Origin of the sequence: Pedobacter sp. W3I1, from assembly GCF_030816015.1 — a bacterium.
Taxonomy (GTDB): domain Bacteria; phylum Bacteroidota; class Bacteroidia; order Sphingobacteriales; family Sphingobacteriaceae; genus Pedobacter.
Map to the genome: position 1 here is coordinate 5960715 of NZ_JAUSXN010000001.1, position 20168 is coordinate 5980882.

Genomic DNA, 20168 nt, shown 5'->3' on the forward strand with positions numbered 1-20168 from the left:
TCCACAAAAAATCCCGTTCGGCATTGCCAAACAGGATTCAAATTTATTTTAGTTAATGATTATTCGTTTACTACACCCATCGCGCAGAATTTTTCAATTCTTTGTTCAATCAGTTTATCCGTTTTTAGTTTACCTAAAGCAGCTAAATCTTTAATCAGGTAATCTTTTAAAGTTCTGCCCATTAACTCCGGATCCTGATGTGCACCTCCAAGCGGCTCAGGAATAATGCCATCAATTAGTTTGTTGCCAAACATATCATCAGAAGTCAATTTTAAGCATTCAGCAGCTTTCTCTTTAAAATCCCAGCTTCTCCATAAAATAGAGGAACAAGATTCAGGAGAGATTACCGAGTACCAGGTGTGCTCTAACATATATACTTTATCACCGATACCGATACCTAAAGCACCTCCGGAAGCACCTTCACCAACAACAACGCAGATAATCGGCACGCGTAGGATAGACATTTCCAATAAGTTTCTGGCAATAGCCTCACCTTGTCCACGTTCTTCAGCCTCTAAACCAGGGTAAGCACCCATAGTATCAATAAAAGAAACAACCGGTTTATTAAATTTTTCAGCCAAACGCATTAAACGTAAAGCTTTACGGTAACCTTCCGGATTGGCCATACCGAAATTGCGAAACTGACGCTCTTTGGTATTTTTACCTTTTTGGTGACCAATAATCATTACCGTTTGACCATTTATAGAAGCAAAACCGCCAATAATTGCTTTATCATCTTTAACCGTTCTATCGCCGTGCATTTCAATAAAATCATCGCAGATCATATTGATATAATCGAGGGTTTGCGGGCGATCAGGGTGACGGCTCATCTGAACCTTGTTCCAACCGGTTAAATTTTTATATAAGTTATTGGTAGTTTCATCTAATTTACTATCAAGCTCGTCTAAAGTGGCAGACATATCTACCTTAGTTTTTTCGGCAACTTGCTTAACCTTTTCTATCTGCTGAACTAAATCGGCAATAGGTTTTTCAAAATCGAATGATGTTTTTATTTGCTGCATAATTGAACCACAAAAATAAGTAATTATTTTTAGTTTGTAGTGAACAGTTTTTTGTTTGCGTTTTTGAGGGAATAAATCGCTTTATCGTATAGGCAAATTAGCATTGCAAATACACTGTTTATCCTTTCCATTTTTTTGATTTGGAAAACAATTACAGTATTTTTTCGGTTAGAGCAGTCCCGCCCCCGTTTCTGCCGATTGAAAACCTGTGAAACAAGCAAGAATACCATAAGTAAACAAAAACAGATGCTTAAATCGGCATCTCACTCCGGTCGGGTTTAGTTTATTCCGGTTTCTGCAACTATGAGGGGCTTCCGGGCCACCGCCCTAACCTACCTAGCCCTGATTGCAATGGAAAGCACGCAAGCGAGGCACGAGTGCGGACTTGCAATGTAAAGCAGGACGAACGATAATGTTTATGTTGACCCTGCGCTCTGAATAAATCGAAAATTACTTTAAAGCATTGACAATAATTAGCTTGCAGGTGAAATCTCTAAGCGATTTATCTGAATTCGCTCAAAGATTTCTCCATTCCGTTGCACTTCAGTCGAAATGACGACCGATTTTTAGAACTTAGCGGCCTCGCCTGCTTTTGGTAATGCTTTTTTAATAAACTCACGGATATGGTTATTCGCCGTTTTCAAATCATCCTTACGTAGGTACATCATGTGCCCACTACGGTAACCTTCCCAGCTCATACGGTCCTGCAGTTTACCAGCTGCATCTAACTGCCACATGCTGTATTTGGCGTTGAAATAATCGCAGGCCCCCATCATAATAACCCGATTGCACCAATAAATGCAGATAAGGATTCTGTGCCATGGCCTGACGGAGATTATCGCCGGTCTGATCTCCAGATTTATCCCATGGATACACGGAACCGAACATATTGTATTTTAAATCGGTTTTATAATTCAGTTCGTTACGGATGTACATATTAATGGCTGGCGTAAAGGAATGTAACCACGAAGTTAGTTCTGCATTGTAATCAGGTCCTTCGCCGGCACTCATTTTATCGATACCACGATAGCGCGAATCTAACCTGCCAACGGTAAAACCTTTATCTCTTAACAGTTCTTTCCAAAAGAAATCAGCAGGTACATTAAGGTTATAATCTAATATCACTTTTTCTGAAAGACCAGAATAACGGGCCATTTTTACGGCAATGGCTTTCTTTTTATCGGGGCTCAACATCCCCCCTTGCGAAATTGCAGGAATTAACTCATTAATGGTAAAACTTTCCACTTCAGGAAGCATCGCCGTTAAATCTTTACTTTGTAAATCGGCTGACAAGGCTTTATGGTACCAGGCGGTAGCTGCAAAATACGGTAAACGCAAAGCTGCATCAACTGGGCCGCTACGTTCAATGCCGAGTTCGGTTGGCGAAACCAATACCACGCCGTTTAAATACATCCACTGGCTGTTCTGCAGCTCTAAAGCTAAGCCTGAAACGCGTGTGGTACCATAACTTTCGCCAATTAAAAATTTTGGCGATGCCCAACGGTTATTGCGGGTTACAAAAGTATTGATCCACTCAGCTAAATACTTAATATCTACACGAACACCAAAAAACTTATTGGTGGGAATATCTTTGCTCACTGCTCTCGAATAACCTGTGTTAACCGGATCGATGTAGATAATATCGGCAACATCTAAAATAGAATATGGATTTTCTTTATAACCATAAGGCTGCACGGGATAACCTTCGTCATCAATATTCAAAACCACAGGACCAGTATAGGCAATGTGCATCCAAACTGAAGCCGAACCCGGGCCGCCGTTAAAAGAGATTACTAAAGGTCGCTTATCACGATTTTGCACATCACTGCGTTCGTAATAAGTATAAAACAAACCTGCAATTGGTTTTCCATCTTCATCCCAAACAGGCAGCGTACCTGTTATAGCCTTATAGGGAACGGATTTACCATCGATGGTTACCGCGTGATTGGTAACGACCGAGCTCTCCACTTTAATGGTCCTTTCGTTTGCTGAAGATTTAGGTTCGTCTTTAACGGTAACCTGGGTAGTGGTTACAGTTTCTTTAGATTGGCTTTTCCTTGGTTCTTGTTGTGCATATGCAAAAATGCCCATGCTTAAAAATGTAGCGAGTATAAATCTGAATTTCATTGTTTTGGTTTGGTTTCTAAATATCAAACTATTGCGGCGTTAATCAAAAAGCGCATTAGAAATGTTACTAAACAACCCATATTGCTTGTGGTACTGTATTAACTTGAGTTTTACAAACCAAAAAGCATAAAAAAAGCCGACACTGCATATTGCAATGTCGGCCAGTAAAAAACCGGGATGATATTAATTATTTATCCCACCAAACTTTTCCTACGAGCTTATCGCCTCCCGGAACAGCGGCTGATGCAGCTTTATAGTTTACTGCATTAGTAACGCCTTCGAAAAGTGGATAAGGGAACCTACGCGGAATTGAACCGCCCGTATTGGTATTTGGATATACAATAGGCACCAGTGCAGGAATACCTGTTCTTCTCCAGTTCGACCAGGCCTCATAAAAATCGAGCATGGTAATAGTATGGGCCCAATATTGAGTACCGATCATATCTAAACCGTTGGCCGCTACATATGGATGGGCGATTAAATAAGTCGCGGCATCTGTTCCGCTTACCGCCATTGATGCATCATATTGAGAAAGATAAGTCATTGCAGAGGTAACTCCAGCATTGTAATGCGTAGCAGCCGAACCGCCAATACCATAACGTTGTGCCGCCTCTGCCCAAAGCAGTTCGGTTTCTGCATAGGTAAGAATAAAGGTATTGCCATCTCTTTTCAACATCCCCGGGTTTGGAGAAGAATAATCAGTAAAATCGGTATAAGAAGGGTCCTGACGAACATCTCTTCCTCCAATACCACTTAAATCTTTACCATTTGGCATCCCTTTTTGTACGGCAGGATTAGTAACGAAAGCAGGATTTTGAACCTTGGTGCCATCAGTTAAATACAATTTGGTTACCGCTACCTTACCTAAACGAGGGTCGTTATTGGCCTTTAAATAATTGATAAAGGTATTGCTCCACCTGGTGTAATAATTCTCCTGACCACCATCGCCTAATAAAACCTGCGCATTTCTATTTTGCGTTACCCGGGCACCATTGGCATCGTGTTTAAAGAAAGCATTATCTGCATCGCCAGTCATGGTTTTGCCAACTGCTTTATTGATGTAGGCCTGCGCTAAAGTAGCATCAGCTTTGGTTAGCCTCATGGCCATGCGGAGCATTAAACTATTTCCGAAACGTTTCCATTTTGCAATGTCGCCAGCAAAAATAAGATCTCCTGTTACTTTATCACCACTGGCATTTAAGGCAGTACTCGCCTCATCAACCTCTTTTAACAGATCGGTATATATAGCTTGTTGTGTATCATATTTAGGATATAAGTTTGCCGTATAATATCCTCTTCCTGCATCAAAATAAGGTATATCGCCGTATAGATCTGTTAATCGCTCAAAAATCAGGGCTTTCCAGATTCTACCCATCTGATAGACGTTATTATATTGAGTTTTTCCTTTGGTAAACTCCACTAAATCTGCAGCGTACTTCACCTGATCTGGATAAGCTTTTTCCCAATAAGCAGCTGTATAACCTTCATTTAGCATGTATTTGTCACCTGCCCAATAACTGATAACGGAGGACATGCCCTGCATCATCGTAGAAGCATAAATTAAATTTCCTCTCCAGGTTTCATAAGCAAAATCGATGCTCCCGGTATAATTTAACTGAGCCGTAGATAAAAGGAAGTTCGGATTATATTGCTCCTGGCCAATAGCTGTTGGATCTGTATTAATTTTTTCGAAGTCTTTTGTACAACCAGCTATCAGGACTAATCCAGATAATAAAAGTGGTACGTATAATTTTATGATCGTTTTCATTTTCAATTCGTTTAAAGGATTATAACTTAACACTTAAATTTAAACCGTAGGTACGCACGGGTGGCACACCACCTAACTCCATACCCGGAATTGTTGCATTATAGCTCGATTCGGGATCGATGTTATCGGTTTTTTTCATGATGATAAATAAGTTACGACCAACGAAACTTACATTTAAGCCTTTAATCTTATTATTGAACAGCTTTCCAGGGAAATTATAACCCAGAATAACCTGTCTGAACTTGATAAAACTTGCATCCTGAACAAACTGTTTTGAAACATTATTAGCGAAAGTGCTGTAATAATTTGCGGCATTTACGCCTAAAGCCTCACGGTTTTCTAAAGTGGCCTGGTGCAAACCAAATACATAACCATAATAATCAGTGGCAGAGAAAATTTTACCGCCCCATTTACCATCAATCAGGAAGGAAAGATTAATGCCCTTATAATTAAACTCATTATTCCAACCAGCAGTCCATTTATTATAGGCCGAACCATAAGGTTTCAATTCACCTCTTTCCGGGATCCCGTCGGTACCCTTAACAATATTGCCATTGGCATCGTACTTATAATCGTAAGCCATTACCTGTGCAATAGCAAGCCCTTCCAGGTTTTGTAAAAAGCCTACGTTGCTTCTTGAGGTGGCTAGTGGCTGAGAAGCTGTACCAGGAGCAAGTGTTAACACTTTATTATCGTTATAAGAGCCATTTAAAGTAGAGGTCCAGCTAAAATCTTTATTCTTTAACACCACACCAGATACTAAAGCTTCTACTCCTTTATTCTGTAATCGACCGATATTTAAAATTGCAGCGCTATAACCTGTTGTTGTAGAAGCAGGAACAGCCAGAATTTCATCTTTCGATTTTTTGCTGTACCAGGTAAAATCGAAGTTAAGGCGATCGCCAAAAAACTTCATTTCAGTACCAATCTCTAATTCTGTAGCACTTGATGCTTTTAAAGTAGCGTTTGGTATTGAAGAATTAACAATATTACCCAATGAGTTTCCATTCACTGTTTCACTACGTAAATTATAGTATAGCTGGGTTTGGAACGGATAAGTAGCCTGTCCAACCATTGCATAACCCGCCCTCAATTTACCAAAACTCAAAAAAGATGGTTTCCATAACTCTGAGAAAACAAATGAACCGCTAATAGACGGATAGATACTATTGAGTTTATTATCTTTCCCCGGGGTTGCCAAGGTAGAAAACCAGTCGTTACGCGCACTTCCGGTTAAATATAAAATATCTTTGTAGGTTAACTCCAAAGTTCCGTAAACAGATTGTGTTTCCTGATCAGTTTGATAAATCCCAACGGCCTTACCTCCGGTATTAGCTAAATTGTAAACGCCAAAAATCTGGAAAGATCCGCCTGTATTGGTGGTTCCGGCACCTTTCGTACGGCGATAACTGGCACCAAAATTAGGGGTAATCGAAAAATCATCAATTTTAAATGATTTACCAATCAACGCATCAACGTTAAGGTCGGAGAATTTACTAATCTGTTCGGTATAGCCTCCATCGGCATCGTAAGCCGTACCAGATGGGGTAATGCCTAAATAATTATCGTTATAAGCATCTCTACCGGCTCGTGCTTGTAAAAACAGTCCGTTGTCGAAGGTATACTTTGCACTAACAGAGCTCATTAAACGCTCTCTTTTTGTATTGTGGATAAAATCATAAGCGGCAAACCAAGGGTTGGTAGCATAGGTATTACCTGTATTGTATGAAAGCTCGCTTTCATCAGCTTTTTTTCCAGGCTTTAAGGTTTCGATGTTAACACTGGTTGGTAAAAACGCAGCATTATAATTGGCATTACCTGCACCATCTGAAACCATTGGGCGATTATTTGCCTGTTCTAAAATGTAGTTGAAACGTGCATCAATCACCAAATTTTTAATGGGATCGAAAGTGCCCGATAAGGTAAAATTTTGTCTGTTTAAGCCAGAATTAGGTACAACCGACCTGTTGGTTAAATCGCTTGCCGATAAGCGCATTACACCACCAGTAAAAGATTTGTTTAATGCCAGGGTATTGGTAAAGGTTCCCCCTGTTCTATAAAAATCTTCTATATTATTTTCCTGGGCTGAATAGGGTCTGCTTACCCCATCAAATTGAACCACATTAGATCCATCTAATTTTGCGCCCCAGCTCGAACCGCCCACTTGCGCGGCTGCTGTTGCATCAGTGGGCTTTACACCATTGGCGCCCTGACCATAAACATATTGCCAGTTGGTCCTATCCATTACCTGCTCGGCAACATAATTACTGCTAAATTCGATGCTATTCCCTTTCCCACTTTTTGTGGTGATCAGGATTACACCTGCTTTAGCTCTGTTACCATAAAGGGCCGAAGCTGCTGCTCCCTTCAATACCGAAATACTTTCAATATCATCTGGGTTTAAGTTACTTATCGCATCGCCCAAATCCGGAGCATTATCGTATTGCCCACCATTATTACCAATGCCAATAACACTATTAAAGCCAACAGGAGCGCTTTCCATCGGAATACCATTTACAACATAAAGTGGTTGACTTGATGGCCCCATGCTCGAAACGCCACGGATAGTAACGTTTGTGGCAGCCCCAGCACCACCCGAAGTACCTGCAATATCTAGACCTGCCACTTTACCTACCAAAGAGTTGGTAATGTTATTTTCGCGTGCCTGTGTTAAGGTTTCGCCCCCAATCTGCGTAACCGAATAGCCTAAAGCTCTTCTTTCTTTTTTAATACCTAAAGCAGTAACCACCACATCGGTAAGTTGCTTGGTATCTTCTGATAATACGATCGAGATACTGGTTTGCGATCCAATTGAAATTTCTTTCGTCTGAAAACCTGCATAAGAAACCACTAAAACGGCATTTTCAGGCGCATTTAAGGCGAATTCACCATTCACATCGGTTGAAGTGCCTATGCCTGTTCCTTTAACCCTAACGGTTGCTCCGGGCAAAGCACCTCCAAGTGCATCCTTCACCGTTCCAGAAATTGGGACTTCTTTATTTTTGCTAATGACAATTAAACCGCCATCAGAAACAGAATATTTCAAGTTGGTTCTGTTTAAAATGGCTGCCAATACATCAGTAACCAAAGTATTGGTTACGGTAATGCTTACATCCTTGTTTACCGGAACGTAAGAAGAGCTGTAAACAAAATGGTAACTGCTTTGCTGCTCAATAATCTGTAATACCCTGGCTAGCTTTGTTTTCTTAACATCTAAAGAAATTTTTTCCTGGGAAAAAACCGATGCCGAAACATTAAGACAGGTAATGAAAACCATAATACAGGCTAGTTTCATTAGCATAATGAATTTTAGAAGCGCTTTATATTTTGGGCGCCCTTGCAGTAAGTAATAATAAATCATATTTTTGTTTTTTTGGTTGCATAAAGTTCTTGGCAGCAATCTGTTTGCGCATAAACTGCCATTAATTAATCAAAAGAGAAATTGTTAAGGGCGGTGCTCCAACACCGTCCTTTTTTCTTCCTATTTCGAGATGGTTACCTGTTTTCCTTTTATCTCATATTTAAAATTATTTTCGGTTGCTTGTAAAGCATGTAAAACTTCTTCAATACTTTCGTTTGTTATGGTTGCCGTAAAACGGTATTTTTCAATTGAAGGATCTGTAAATTTGATTTCTACGTTATACCATTTTTCTAAAACATTCTTAATCTCATCAAAATCCTGATCATATATTTCAATCCGGTTCTGTGTCCAGGCAGTTTCTACAATGGTGCTGTCTTTAATTTTGGTGTAATGATTAATGGTAATTTCGGGCTGTAAAGCTGTAGGTTTAAGCAATTTGCTTTTTTGTTGCGATGCAACACTCTTGTAAAAAGTAACTTTCTGACTTGGTTTTAAAGTAATGGTTCCGCCATTTCCATTTACAGCTTCCATGGTGATTAGGCCACGGATTAAAGTCGCTTCTGATGTTGTTTCATCTGGATAAGCTTTTACATTAAAAGCAGTACCCAGTACATTGATGTTAAAATCGGTTGTATGCACTTTAAAAGGTTTATTTTTGTCGTGAGCTACATCAAAAAAAGCCTCGCCGGTTAAGGTCACTTCCCTACTTTGATCGTTAAAGCCTTTGGTAACCGATAAAGAACTTTTGGCGTTTAAGAGTACCGATGTTCCATCCTGAAGTTTAATTTTTTTACGTTCGCCACTTTTTGTAGTAAAAGTATAAACCTCTTGCACAACGTTTTTGGTATGGCTATCATTAAAATAGGTATTATAAACCAACACCGAACCCAACACTAAAACTAATGCTGCTGCAATTTTAAGCCATAAATAACGGTTAAGTTTAACTACTTTTGCTTCCGGAAACATCGTTTCTTTCAAACTTTCAGTCTGCTTATTTAATGGGCGTTTATTCCCGCTCAATATCACGTAAAGTTTTTTTGCTTCTGCAATTACTGCAGCCTGCTCTGGGTGGGCATTAATGTATTTCTCCCAATATTCAATGCAAAGCTTATCGGTTCCAGCGCAATACTGCTGAAAAGTACTATCGACAAGAAAATCTTCTGCATTAAATTTACTTCTATCAACCATTCTAATTTGCCTTTTATATATCAGTGCCCAAAAACTTTACTTTTTCCTAAGGAAATTTTAACTTTTTTTTAATAAGGCGAAATATGTGCACTGAAAGTGGATTAAATAAAGAAATTAAATTTGTAGGAATGCTGTTTCTAAAGTTTATAAAGAGTCGGGCAGATCTTTTTATTGTTTAAATATCTTAAGTTTTTGGAAAGCAAGTGCAGAAGCAATGGGGAGAGATCGTCCTGCCATCCGCTTTATCCCGATAAAAACCTGTGAAACAAGCAAGCACACCATAAAAGGCAAAAAAAATAGTGCTTAAATCAGGATGCTCGCTACTGTCAGGTTTAAGTGGCACGGCCTGCTTTACTATTTAGGGCTGCAGAGTGCAAAACGGTTAAACCGCCAAGGATCACATGCCCATTATTCCTAAACCCGGTAGTAACGGAAATCCTTTTTATTGCTTAAAACAATATTTAACTATACGTTTATCTGCAATAAAAAGATTGGAGTGCATAACGGGGCTACAGCACCTACGGAGACTGGAATGTTCGTTTTCACATTACGCCTAAATAATCTAGATAACTAGTCAATTTTTGGAAAGCAGTTACAGTAATATTTAGGGAATAATAGTCCTGCCATTCGCTTTATCCCGATGAAAACCTGTGAAACAAGCAAGCACACCATAAAAGGCAAAAAAAATAGAGCTTAAATCGGGATGCCCGCTACTGTCAGGTTTAGGTGGCACAGGCTGTTTTACTATTGAGGGTTGCAGGGCGCAAAACAGGTATTATGAGCACAAGCCCTTTATTCCTAAACCCGGTAGTAACGGAAATCCTTTTTATTGCTTAAAACAATATTTAACTATACGTTTATCTGCAATAAAAAGATTGGAGTGCATAACGGGGCTACAGCACCTACGGAGACTGGAATGTTCGTTTTCACATTACGCCTAAATAATCTGGATCCAAGTCAATTTTTGGAAAGCAGTGACAGTAATATTTAGGGAACAATAGTCCTGCCATTCGCTTTATCCCGATGAAAAAAATCGGGATGCCCGCTACTGTCAGGTTTAGGTGGCGCAGCTTATTTTACTATTGGGGGTTGCAGGGTGCAAAATAGGTATTAAAAGTACAAGCCTTTTATCCTTAAACCCGGTAGTAACGGAAGTCCTTTTTATTGCTTAAAACAATATTCAACTATAACGTTTATCTGCAATAAAAAGATTGGAGTGCATAACGGGACTACAGCACCTACGAAGACTGGAATGTTCGTTTTCAGATAAAAACATGCTTGCCAATCGGTATCAGATTCAATTGGCCATTTATCCATAGATCTCTCTACTACGGGAGATGACGAAACGCGGAGATTACGCATTAAATTCTTTTCTCAGAATTTTAAGCGCATCGTAAATGGTGTTGTAGGCTGTTTTAATGGTCTGATTGCTTTGCTCGGCAATCTGTTCGTAACTTAATCCGTCAAAAAACTTTAAATGGATGAGCTGTTTCTGGCGAAAGGTCAGTTTTTCGAGTGCATTTTTGAGCTGATGCTGTACCAGCTCGTCGCTTTGCACCTTAACAATAAACTCTTCATAACTCATTTCCATCCAATCGCCATCGGCCCCTGCATTAAAAAGTGCATCGTTAATTTTGCGCTTTCTTTCTAATATCCTGAGCAGCTTGCGTTTAAGAAAGGTACGCAGGTAGGCTTCAACATTATCAACACGGGTTAGGCTTTCATGTTTCTCCCAAATGGTGGTAAATACAAGGTCGGTAGCTTCACCAGCGGTATCTGCATCGGCACAAACCCTGATCCCGAAATTTACGAGCGGGTAATAAAGTGCCGAATAGAGATCAAAAAACGCATCTTTATCGCCAACCCGTAACCGTTCCCATAATAAGTGATGCGCTAGTTTACTGTTCATTAAGCTGTTAGTTGTTATCGCAATATTAACTAAAAACAACAAGATTATTACTAAGTTTCGGTTCGTGGCGACACAAACCGAGGCTAAGAAAATAAAAAATCGTAAGTCTATTTATATAAAGGTATTTATACATGATGTTTGCACTTTATAAGGATTAAAAATCCTTAGTTCTAGAATCGGGATTACAAATCCCGACTAGCTCTCTTTATTTTAAAGCTGTTTTACTGAAAATGTGATATTCTCCTGGCGCTAAAGTTCGGTTATAGCTATTTGATGACAAGTTAATGCTGCTTCCAACCGCATCGACCCAAGTGCCTGATGAACCAAAATCAATATTAGCTGCCTGGCTCACCACATCAAAATTACCGACTACTATAACCGTATTTGTACCTTCTGTTAATTTAATGTATTTGATTCCACCAGCAAGGTTATAGCTTGAGTTAGGTGAGTTAAAAATGCTGTTATTCTTTTTCAATCGGATGAATTTAGCGTAAGCATCGTACAGCGATTTGCGATTTGGATCAGCGTAATAATCCCATTTAATCGGTTTTTCGCCTGTTCTTCCATTAAAATCGATGTTGACATCGTAACCAAGCTCACCAAATTGCCAGATCATTTTTGGCCCGGGGATACTGAATAAAAATGCGGCAACCAATTCTTCCCTTTTTAACGAAGTGGCTAAATTTCCTTTGATTATATAACTGCCTGAAGCATTTCCGTAAGTGATGTTTTTAAAGTTTAACCGCTCCTCATCATGACTTTCGCCATAGCCAACCAAATTTTCTGATTTAGCAAAGCCGTGATTAGCATAAAAACCCCATTGAAAGTTAGAATTATCCAACCAACCCATGGTTGCCTCATTCATGTTATAATTCATGTTATTCCACAGCAGCATGCCATCATCGGCCAAAACCTTTTCTTCCGATTCTTCAGCAAAGTGCTCCAAAATCACGTAAAAATTCGGATCAATGGCTTTGATATAGCCATTATAGTCTTTCCATGTTGCAATCCGGCCAGCATCATATAATCTAAATTGGGCATCATCTGCTGACTGTTTCTGTGTAAATCCTTTTGACAGATCGAAACGGAAACCATCAATTTTATATTGCTGCATCCAAAATTTCATTACATCTTTCGAAAATTTCTTAGTGGCTGGGCTTTCATGGTTAAAATCGTAACCTACGTTAAATGGATGTTTAGCTTCAACATTAAACCATGGGCTATTTGCAGTGGGTTTTGAGCTATCGAAATACAATTGTACCATTGGCGATTGACCGAAGGAGTGATTCAACACCATATCCAAAATCACGGCAATACCCCGTCCATGGCATTCATCAATAAAATTCTGCAACGCCGTTTTGGCACCGTAATATTTATCGGGCGCAAAATAAAATGACGGATTATAACCCCAGCTCAAATTGCCTTCAAACTCATTTACGGGCATTAACTCAATTGCGTTAATCCCCAAACCAATTAAATAATCGAGTTTGGCCAATGTTGAGGCGTAGTTATGCTCCGTAGTAAAATCGCGGACCAGCAATTCGTAAATGACCAGGTTATCTTTAGCCGGACGGGAAAAACTGGTGTTTTTCCAGGTGTAAGTTGGCTGATTCGATTGCATCACACTTACAATCCCAGTTGTTTTACCTGTTGGATAGGTTTTTAAATTTGGATAGGTTGCTGCAGTAATGTATTTATCATTATCAGGATCAAGTATTTTTTCGCAATAAGGATCGGCAACTTTTAAGTTTCCATCTACATAAAACTGATAGGCATATTCTGTATTTGGGTTTAAATTATCTATCTGAATCCACCAATAATTTCCATCTGGTGTATTTTGCATAGGTAATGAAGTCGTAGACCAATCGTTAAGTTCACCAATCAATGAAACTGACTTTTTACCCGGCGCATAAAGCGTTACAATAGCCGATGTTCCATTATTGATAAATACCACACCGTCTTTAGCACCTGCAGGTAAAGCTGCTGTTTGATTGGTTCGTGTTGGCTCTATACCTCCATCAGTCGATGCTTTTTTACATGCGCTATTAAACAACATTACTAATAGAAACAGATAGACTATGTTTCTTACTTTTTTCGTTTCGTGGAGACACGAACCGAGGCGGTAAATTATTTTTTTCATTTGGTTAGGGATTTTATAATTCTAGACACAGTTTATCTCCTCAGTATTTGTGTCACCTACATACCGAAATACTATCGTACCTCCTCGGTCTGTGTCCCCACAGACCGAAATGTTGTTAGTGGTCTGTGGGGACACAGACCACGGAATAAACTATGGATTTATTAAACCGATCTATTTTCTTCTACTCCAAGTTTAGAAGCTAAGACTTCGTCTGTTTTCTTAGGTTCGCGAATAAATAAATAACAGATTACAGCGGCTAAAACCATTAAGCCACCACCCAATTGAACGGCTAAAAGCCTATCGTTATTTAATACATTCCGCATGAGCCATCCGAAGCCGAGCGAAGCAATAATTTCAGGCAGTACAATAAAAAAGTTGAAAATGCCCATGTAAATCCCGATTTTATCTTTGGGTAAAGATCCACTCAACATGGCGTATGGCATAGAAAGGATGCTGGCCCAGGCAATTCCTACACCCGTCATGCATAAATACAACATGTTTTTATCATGCACCCATGCCACACTGATCAAGCCAATGGCTCCACAGATTAAACAAAGGGCATGTGTAGTTTTACGGCCCAGCGCATCGGCAATTTTTGGCAGCACCAGTGCGAAAAGAAAAGTAATAACACTATAGTACGCGAGTGTTAAACTTCCAAAATCTGCGCCATGCGCATAAACAGGATCAGCAGCATCTTTACCACCAAAAACATTAACAGCAACGGCTGTGGTATAATAAAACCACATTAAAAACAAACCTGGCCAGGTAAAAAACTGAACCAAAGAAACAATTTGCATTCTTTTCGGCATATTCCTTAAGGCATGAAAAATTTCCCTCGCACCGCCACCAAAACCTTTATTGCTTTCTTTTACTTTTTCTTTAAAATCTACATCCTGTGGAGGATATTCTTTAGTCGTAAAAACCGTCCACAATACAGCCGCGAAGAAGAAAAATGCGCCGATATAAAAAGAGAACTTTACGTTTTCTGGAATATTCCCCTGTTCTGCAGTATTGGTTAAGTGAAATACATTATTCATAATCCACGGTAAGGCCGAGGCTACACTCCCACCCAAACCGATCATCATACTCTGCATAATAAAACCACGGTTAACCTGACTATCGGGTAATTTATCCGTCACAAAAGCACGAAAAGGTTCCATAGCAATGTTTCCAAAAACATCCAGAATCCAAAGTAAACCAGCTGCCATCCATAACACACTGCTATGCGGCATAAAGATTAAGGCAATGCTACTCACAATGGCCCCAATCATAAAATAAGGTCTTCTTCTGCCCCATTTTGGGTGCCAGGTCCGGTCGCTCAAATACCCAATAACCGGCTGTACCAATAAACCGGTTAAAGGCGCGGCCAAAAACAATAATGGAACCTGATCGGGATTGGCACCCAGGTTTTCGTAAATACGGCCCATGTTTGCACGCTGTAAATCCCAACCGAACTGGATACCAAAAAAACCAACGCTCATGTTGATGATCTGTACAAGTGTTAATTTCGGGTTCTCGAATACTGTTTTTAAGCTCATTGTATTTGGTTTTGTGTTTTACCACAGAGGGCACTGAGTTGTACACAGAGTGTACCGAGGTCTAATATACTTTGTGTTTCTCTGTGCTTTTACTTTGTGTTCTCTGTGGTTAATTCCTTTAAAATTCTATCACCTGTGCGCTAACGGGTGTAAGGGTTACGGGTATACTTGTTCCTGCCGGGATATTTAATTTTCTGTCTGTTAACAGCTCTGTAACCGGAGATGAATGTTTAACTTTTAAAATCTGATCAGGAATTTCGATATTGGCGGTTAAGGTTTGTGTCCGATCAAAATTGACCACTACCAATAAACGTTGTTTGCCTGAATAACGGATAAAAGCATATATACGATTATTCATATTACCTGTAACCGGCACCTCATAAATTTCACCATTCATTACCGCATCGCTCGTTGAAGTAACTTTTAATAACTGTTGATAATATGCACGTAATTTCTGTTCGTTTTCAGTTAATTTTTTGCCATCAAAAGCGCCATCATTCATCCATCTCTGGTGGTTTGGAACACCCCAATAATCGAAGATAGTGGTCCGGTTATCATCTCCGCCAAAACCCTCCTGTCCTTTTCCGGGTTCGCCAACTTCCTGTCCGAAATAAAGCATCACCGGCCCAGCGCCCAATGTTGCCGAAACAACCATTGCAGGTAAAGCTAGCTCGGCTTTGCCTGCAAATCCGGCAGATGCAATGCGTTCTTCATCGTGGTTTTCTAAAAAGCGCAACATGTGTTTGCCAAAACCGGCACTCTCTACCTGCCATACGTGTTTAATCGCAGCTACATCTGCCGTGGGTTCATTTCTGATTAGTTTTTTAAGTCCGTCGTATAAACCCACTTTATCATAGAGGTAATCGAATCTGCCTTCATCTAAATATTGTTTGTAAACTTTTGGATTATAGGCTTCGCCCAGAAAAATTAATTCAGGATTAACTTTTTTCACTTGCGGAATTACCCAGTTCCAGAATGCAATAGGTACCATTTCGGCCATATCACATCTAAAACCATCCACCCCTTTATTGGTCCAATAGGTTAAAATATCCCGCATTTTTAGCCAAACAGGTGGAATGGGATCAAAATATTGTTTTTCGCCGTTCTGATAATCTACGCCGTAATTTAATTTAATGGTTTCGTACCAATCATCGTATTTAGGCTGTGGCGAAAATACATTGTTACCAGTAGCTTTTGCCGGGTTCTCATTAAACTTACCATCCTGCAAAACCGAAATCGGTGTTTGTGTTGCGCCACTTGTTGGCACTGCAAAGGGCTGGCCCGGGGTATAGTAAAAATCGTTCTTCGCACTAAAAGCTTTCGTTATATCATCCTGGGCTCCAAAATCGATTACTTTTTTTGGTTTTGCATAAGAATGGTAACTTCTGGCTACGTGATTGGGAACAAAATCGATGAGCACTTTTAAGTTTTTGGCATGCGTTCTTTTCACCAGTGATTCAAACTCCTTCATTCTGTTATTAACATCAACAGCCAGATCGGGATCTACATCGTAATAATCGCGGATGGCATAAGGCGAGCCCGCTCTACCTTTTACCACATCTGCATCATCAGGTTTAATTCCGTACGCAGAATAATCGGTTAAACTCGCATGGGCAAGTGCGCCGGTATACCAAATGTAGTTTACATGGAGTTCTTTTATTCCATCTAAAGCTTTATCGGTAATATCGTTAAACTTACCAGAACCATTTTGTTCAATGGTTCCATAAGGCGTATTAGTCGTATTTTTATTCCCGAATAAGCGGGGCAATAACTGGTAAATAACGATCTGCTTATCGTTCATTTTTGTATGCTGTTTTTGTGCAAAGGATGATGTAGCGAGTATTATAAAGATAGAAAAAAGCGTCAACACCCTCCCCCTGCCCCCTCCACAGGGGGACAAGAATAGGGCGATAAAATTTCTCTTATGAATTGAAGACTGTGGGTTTTCCCTTCTGCCCTCAACCTTTAAACCCTCTACCTTTCTCATACCAATGCTGCGTTATTCACTTCAATTTCGGTATTTCCGGCCAATTTATAAACCTGGTTTCTGATACTGATTTCTAAATCAACAGCTGCATTGTTTTTGATACTGATAACACTTTCGGTAATATTGATCTTTAAGGTAGCTCCTCTGAAGCCGATGGTAAACGAAAAAGATTTCCATTTACCCGGCAAGAAAGGATTAAACTGCAATTTACCCTCGCGTACACGCATGCCTGCAAAACCTTCTACCACACTCATCCAGGTTCCTGCCATCGAAGTGATGTGCAAACCATCTTCGGTATCATTGTTATAATCATCGAGATCTAAACGGGCGGTACGCAAGTAGAATTCGTATGCGCGTGCTTCGTCGTTTAATTTTGCCGCTAAAATACTGTGTACACATGGCGACAATGAACTTTCGTGTACCGTACGTGGCTCATAAAAATCAAAGTTGCGTTTCAATGTATCCAGATCGTAATCTTCTTCAAAGAAATATAATCCCTGTAAAACATCTGCCTGTTTAATGAAACACGAGCGTAAAATCCTGTCCCAGCTCCATTTTTGATTAATTGGACGTTCGCTGGCAGGAAGGTCTTTCACCAAAGTTTGTTCTTTATCTAAATATCCATCCTGTTGTAAGAAAATACCAAGTTTTTCATCTTGTGGATAATACATTTTCTCGATGATATCGGCCCAGTCGGTAAATTCCTTTTGATCGAAATTTAGGCTTTTTAACAGCCTATTGTATTTTTCAGGCTGCTGTACTTTCACGATTTCGGCAGCTTCGGTTGCATATTTCATGCACCATGTAGCCAAAATATTGGTGTACCAGTTGTTGTTTACATTGTTTTCGTATTCATTTGGACCAGTTACACCAAGCATTACATATTGCTGTTTATCGTTGCTCCAGTTAACGCGTTGTTTCCAGAAACGGGCAATACCGATCAACACTTCTAACCCAAAATCAGAAAGGTAACTTTCATCGCCAGTATAACGGATGTAATTGAAAATGGCAAAAGCGATGGCACCATTACGATGGATTTCTTCGAAGGTAATTTCCCACTCATTATGACATTCTTCCCCATTCATCGTTACCATTGGATACAACGCTGCGCCATCTTTAAAACCTAATTTTGCTGCGTTTTCAATCGCTTTACCCAATTGTTTATGGCGATAAACCAACAGGTTTTTGCTCACTTCCTGAGGAGCAGTCGCCAGGTAAAACGGCACGCAATAAGCTTCGGTATCCCAATAGGTAGAGCCGCCGTATTTTTCTCCGGTAAAACCCTTCGGACCAATGTTCAATCGGTCATCTTTACCGGTATAGGTTTGAAAAAGCTGAAAAATATTAAAACGAATAGCCTGTTGAGCTGAAACATCACCTTCGATAATAATGTCGCTTTCTTCCCACTTGCTTGCCCAGGCTTCGCTCTGTTCTTTTAATAAAGTATCGAAACTCTTGGCAGACGCCTTGGCAATTACCGATTTTGTTTCTTTTAAAAGTGATTCTTTTGGGTAATTTTCTGAAGATAAATTCGCTGCAATTTTAATCAGGGTGATCTCTTCGTTTGCTTTAACATCAAGAGAAAAAGTTTGCCCAACAAATTTCTCCTTGCGAACTGCTTCCGGATTAAGATCTAATTTCTCCCCATTTTTATACAATTCGATATTACTCCCAGTACAAACTTCAAATTCTGTTTTCTTTGTTCTTAGTTTGATATAGGCTTCTGTTCCCGAAATTTCATCTGCAATTTTATCCCAGAATTTTTCGTCGTAGTTACTGTCCTGATTTTTAACATCACCATCAATAAAAGGCATTAATGTTAATCTGCCATCGAAATTTAATGGGGTAATGCTATAACGGATGGCACCAACCTCATCATCGGCGATGCTGCAAAAGCGAGTTGATTTAACTTTTAAGGTTTTACCGCTTTTTAATTTTGCGATGAAGGTACGTTCCAGGTATCCGGCATGCATATTCAATGTACGTTTGAAATCACTTACCTCAGCTGTTGCCAGATCAAGGATTTCATCGTCTAGTTTTACTTCAATACCTACCCAGTTTGCCGCATTTAATACTTTCGCGAAATATTCCGGATACCCGTTTTTCCACCAGCCCACACGGGTTTTATCTGGATAATAAACGCCTGCAATATAATTTCCAGGTAAGGTTTCTCCGGTATAAGTTTCTTCAAAATTGGCACGCTGGCCCATACGGCCATTACCCAGGCTGAAAATACTTTCGGAAATTTTATTCAAATGAGGATCAAAGCCTTCTTCGATAATATTCCACTCATCTGCTTTAATGTAATTTTTCATATTTAGTATCAAGTAGCGAGTAACTAGTATCAAGTAATTAGAATCGGGTATCAAGATAAATTTACTACTTGATCCTTACTACTTAATACTTGCTACTCCTTTACAACTCTTCTAAGTCTTTAACTGTTAATTTGTCTAATCCGCTTACTACCACATCTGCCTGGCTAAGCACACTTTTTTCGCCTATACCGATGGCTTTCATTCCGCCTCTTTTTGCAGCTTCTACACCAGCAACAGCATCTTCAAAAACTACACATTCATCAGGTTTAAAACCTAAAAGTTCGGCCCCTTTTAAAAATACCTCCGGATCGGGCTTTGATTTGGTTACCATGTTTCCATCTACAATTTCATCGAAAAAATGGGCCAAATTTGTTTTTTCTAAAATGATACCCGAGTTTTTACTTGCCGAGCCTAAAGCCAATTTGTAGCCGGCTTTGTGAATCGCGGTTAAGAAATCAACCGTTCCGGGTAAAACTTCGGCAGGTGTCATTTTGGTAATCATATCTACATACCAACTATTTTTCAAAGTAGCCAATTCTTCTTTTTCAGCATCAGTTTTGTCGACGCCACCCCAGGTTAAAATTTTATTTAAACTTTCTACCCTGCTAACGCCTTTCAGCTGTTCGTTCTGCTCTTCTGTAAAATCGAAACCCATGGTGTTGGCCAAACGCTTCCAGGCTTTATAATGGTAAACTGCGGTATCAACTAGAACACCGTCTAAGTCGAAAAGACAAGCCTTTATTGAGGTAGAAGGCGTAAGGTTGAAGGTAGAAGGTTCTATATGACTATTATTTTGCATCTTTATTATAATTT

12 protein-coding genes are annotated in these 20168 nt (G+C 39.6%); all 12 read right to left on the reverse strand.

The window, feature by feature from the left end; translation table 11 throughout:
- Positions 1-59: 59 nt before the first annotated feature.
- The 12 genes from QF042_RS24395 to pgmB all read right to left on the reverse strand — a co-directional run bounded on the left by QF042_RS24395 (position 60) and on the right by pgmB (position 20154).
- Positions 60-1022 carry an acetyl-CoA carboxylase carboxyltransferase subunit alpha gene (locus QF042_RS24395; protein ID WP_307532755.1) on the reverse strand — a complete coding sequence of 321 codons (963 nt, stop codon included), beginning with the start codon at positions 1020-1022 and terminating at the stop codon, positions 60-62.
- A 566-nt stretch (positions 1023-1588) separates the two neighbouring features.
- Positions 1589-1759, reverse strand: a complete 171-nt coding sequence (locus tag QF042_RS24400) for a hypothetical protein (RefSeq protein WP_307532756.1) — start codon at positions 1757-1759, stop codon at positions 1589-1591.
- The gene (locus tag QF042_RS24405) at positions 1734-3149 is read right to left on the reverse strand and encodes a S10 family peptidase (protein WP_307532757.1); all 1416 of its coding nucleotides are present in this window, start codon (positions 3147-3149) and stop codon (positions 1734-1736) included. Before QF042_RS24405 ends, QF042_RS24400 begins: the two co-directional genes overlap by 26 nt.
- A gap of 187 nt (positions 3150-3336) precedes the next feature.
- Positions 3337-4917 carry a SusD/RagB family nutrient-binding outer membrane lipoprotein gene (locus QF042_RS24410; protein ID WP_307532758.1) on the reverse strand — a complete coding sequence of 527 codons (1581 nt, stop codon included), beginning with the start codon at positions 4915-4917 and terminating at the stop codon, positions 3337-3339.
- A gap of 19 nt (positions 4918-4936) precedes the next feature.
- A complete protein-coding gene (locus QF042_RS24415; protein WP_307532759.1) occupies positions 4937-8212 on the reverse strand; it encodes a SusC/RagA family TonB-linked outer membrane protein in 3276 nt (1091 codons plus the stop codon).
- 186 nt (positions 8213-8398) lie between these two features.
- A complete protein-coding gene (locus QF042_RS24420; protein ID WP_307532760.1) occupies positions 8399-9466 on the reverse strand; it encodes a FecR family protein in 1068 nt (355 codons plus the stop codon).
- A 1354-nt stretch (positions 9467-10820) separates the two neighbouring features.
- A complete protein-coding gene (locus QF042_RS24425; protein WP_307532761.1) occupies positions 10821-11375 on the reverse strand; it encodes an RNA polymerase sigma factor in 555 nt (184 codons plus the stop codon).
- Positions 11376-11580: 205 nt separating this feature from the next.
- Entirely contained in the window at positions 11581-13515 is a 1935-nt protein-coding gene (locus QF042_RS24430; RefSeq protein WP_307532762.1) for an alpha-amylase family glycosyl hydrolase, read from the reverse strand.
- A 161-nt stretch (positions 13516-13676) separates the two neighbouring features.
- Positions 13677-15053: an MFS transporter gene (locus QF042_RS24435; RefSeq protein ID WP_307532763.1), complete on the reverse strand. Its 1377-nt coding sequence runs from the start codon at positions 15051-15053 to the stop codon at positions 13677-13679.
- 118 nt (positions 15054-15171) lie between these two features.
- A complete protein-coding gene (locus tag QF042_RS24440) occupies positions 15172-16854 on the reverse strand; it encodes an alpha-amylase family glycosyl hydrolase (RefSeq protein ID WP_307532764.1) in 1683 nt (560 codons plus the stop codon).
- A 182-nt stretch (positions 16855-17036) separates the two neighbouring features.
- Positions 17037-19355 (reverse strand): glycoside hydrolase family 65 protein, encoded by a 2319-nt coding sequence (locus QF042_RS24445; RefSeq protein WP_307532765.1) that lies wholly within the window; start codon positions 19353-19355, stop codon positions 17037-17039.
- 100 nt (positions 19356-19455) lie between these two features.
- The gene (gene pgmB / locus QF042_RS24450; RefSeq protein ID WP_307532766.1) at positions 19456-20154 is read right to left on the reverse strand and encodes a beta-phosphoglucomutase; all 699 of its coding nucleotides are present in this window, start codon (positions 20152-20154) and stop codon (positions 19456-19458) included.
- Between the last annotated feature and the right edge of the window lie 14 nt (positions 20155-20168).

Excerpts from the sequence above, each read along its gene's own strand:
- QF042_RS24395 (WP_307532755.1), bottom strand. The coding sequence starts at position 1,022 with ATGCAGCAAATAAAAACATCATTCGATTTTGAAAAACCTATTGCCGAT.
- QF042_RS24400 (WP_307532756.1), bottom strand. The coding sequence starts at position 1,759 with ATGTGGCAGTTAGATGCAGCTGGTAAACTGCAGGACCGTATGAGCTGG.
- QF042_RS24405 (WP_307532757.1), bottom strand. The coding sequence starts at position 3,149 with ATGAAATTCAGATTTATACTCGCTACATTTTTAAGCATGGGCATTTTT.
- QF042_RS24410 (WP_307532758.1), bottom strand. The coding sequence starts at position 4,917 with ATGAAAACGATCATAAAATTATACGTACCACTTTTATTATCTGGATTA.
- QF042_RS24415 (WP_307532759.1), bottom strand. The coding sequence starts at position 8,212 with ATGAAACTAGCCTGTATTATGGTTTTCATTACCTGTCTTAATGTTTCG.
- QF042_RS24420 (WP_307532760.1), bottom strand. The coding sequence starts at position 9,466 with ATGGTTGATAGAAGTAAATTTAATGCAGAAGATTTTCTTGTCGATAGT.
- QF042_RS24425 (WP_307532761.1), bottom strand. The coding sequence starts at position 11,375 with ATGAACAGTAAACTAGCGCATCACTTATTATGGGAACGGTTACGGGTT.
- QF042_RS24430 (WP_307532762.1), bottom strand. The coding sequence starts at position 13,515 with ATGAAAAAAATAATTTACCGCCTCGGTTCGTGTCTCCACGAAACGAAA.
- QF042_RS24435 (WP_307532763.1), bottom strand. The coding sequence starts at position 15,053 with ATGAGCTTAAAAACAGTATTCGAGAACCCGAAATTAACACTTGTACAG.
- QF042_RS24440 (WP_307532764.1), bottom strand. The coding sequence starts at position 16,854 with ATGAACGATAAGCAGATCGTTATTTACCAGTTATTGCCCCGCTTATTC.
- QF042_RS24445 (WP_307532765.1), bottom strand. The coding sequence starts at position 19,355 with ATGAAAAATTACATTAAAGCAGATGAGTGGAATATTATCGAAGAAGGC.
- pgmB (WP_307532766.1), bottom strand. The coding sequence starts at position 20,154 with ATGCAAAATAATAGTCATATAGAACCTTCTACCTTCAACCTTACGCCT.